Origin of the sequence: Vagococcus sp. AM17-17, from assembly GCF_003471765.1 — a bacterium.
GTDB classification, from domain to species: Bacteria; Bacillota; Bacilli; order Lactobacillales; family Vagococcaceae; genus Vagococcus; species Vagococcus teuberi.
This window is the reverse complement of record NZ_QRJY01000037.1, coordinates 1-1546: the sequence shown is the minus strand read 5'-3', so window position 1 is coordinate 1546 and position 1546 is coordinate 1. Positions and strand designations below refer to the sequence as shown.

Genomic DNA, 1546 nt, shown 5'->3' with positions numbered 1-1546 from the left:
GTACTAAAAACTGCTGGTAACTTTCGTTACCAACAGTAGAAATTATAGAGCCGCAAGAACTTTTTTCTTTCCTATAAACTTTCAAATATTCATCTACTTTTTGTCATGACTTAGAGTTACAGTTGCTACATAAATTATTTATTAGGAGGAAGAAATATGATAAATGAGTTAGAACATCTATTTGTAACTAAAGATAATTATGATTTGTTCTTAAAAAATGTAGAAGAGAAACTAAGTGATGAAAGTAAGTTATCTTACGTTTTAGAAGAATTAAAAGAAAAGATAGTAGATGGCATTCGTGATTTAAATATCAAAGAAAATGATTCATTGAATATACTGACAATTGTGTTAACTAGTGTTTTTTTTGCTCCACAAGGTGTTTTTATATGCGATGTACATTTAGTAAAAGATAAAGAAGGAAAAGTTTTAGTTAAATACTAATTGAGAAAGCCTAGTCGATTTGTCTAGGCTTTTTGATTATTTGTTATAATAGAAAAAAGACAGAATAAGGAGAATAATAATGAACTCAATGGATAAAATAAATGTATTTAGAAATGAAAGAGGTTGGCACCATAATAGTAAAGAAAAGGACCTCGCAATTTCTATATCTTTAGAAGCAAGTGAGTTACTAGAATTGTTTCAATGGTTAGATAATGAAGAAGCACTAAAGCAGACAGAAAGGTTAGAAGAAGAACTAGCTGATGTATTGATTTACTCATACACCTTAGCTGATAAATTAGGATTTGATATAGATGATATTATTGAAAAGAAATTAGTTAAGAATGCGATAAAATATCCGGTTAAATAAAAAGGTATAAGTAGTTGATTTGTTAGTAGTGGGTTATAATGAAGGAGTAAAATAAAGCTGTAGGAGGAAATAGTATGTTTGAACAAAAAAAAGTGTATAAGAGTATGGAAAACAGACAATTCACCCCACAAAGTTTGCTTGGTGAGCTGGAAGATTTAAAGCAATTCCAATTTAATGATGTATCATATACAGGTATTAGTTTAAATATTGAGATGCTAATCACGCAGTATTTACGTGATGATAAATTTCATTTAATAGAAGCAAAAGGTGGATTAGCTAAAAAAAGTTACGATTTGTGGTATCAAGATCTATGTTTAGCGATTGAAATTTTTAATCATTTTGCGATCTATACAAAAGAAAATTTTTCAATTTATTTAAAAGAATCGCGTAAGTTTGAAGAAGAAACAGGATTTGGTAATACGTCAAAAGAATATAAAGAGTACTTTGAACAAGGAAATTCTATGTATTTTCATGATATGTTACATATTGTGTTTGATCTTTCAAGGAAAATTGACTTGAGTATTGCAGATTTTAAAGAAGCCTTACTTGCTGATGGAGAAAGTATTGGGAATTATAAACTACCAGAAAAAGTTGTTTTTGAGGGAAAATAGACTTTTGAAATAATCAAGTATTTAAATAATGCTATATTTGAAGAGGGTATTGGTGTAAATTTTGGCATGATTATAGGGCTCTTTGTCAACTACTGTTGGTAAGAGTTAAAACGTTAGAATTTAGGAT

At 28.5% G+C, this 1546-nt stretch carries 3 protein-coding genes; all 3 read left to right on the top strand.

Annotated elements, in window-relative coordinates:
- The first annotated feature begins 156 nt into the window (after window positions 1–156).
- Window positions 157–441 carry a hypothetical protein gene (locus DW196_RS11030; protein WP_071456060.1) on the top strand — a complete coding sequence of 95 codons (285 nt, stop codon included), beginning with the start codon at window positions 157–159 and terminating at the stop codon, window positions 439–441.
- 79 nt (window positions 442–520) lie between these two features.
- Complete coding sequence (locus DW196_RS11025) at window positions 521–808, top strand: nucleotide pyrophosphohydrolase (protein ID WP_118251294.1); 288 nt, start codon at window positions 521–523, stop codon at window positions 806–808.
- A 74-nt stretch (window positions 809–882) separates the two neighbouring features.
- A complete protein-coding gene (locus DW196_RS11020) occupies window positions 883–1419 on the top strand; it encodes a hypothetical protein (protein ID WP_118251293.1) in 537 nt (178 codons plus the stop codon).
- The last annotated feature ends 127 nt before the right edge of the window (window positions 1420–1546 follow it).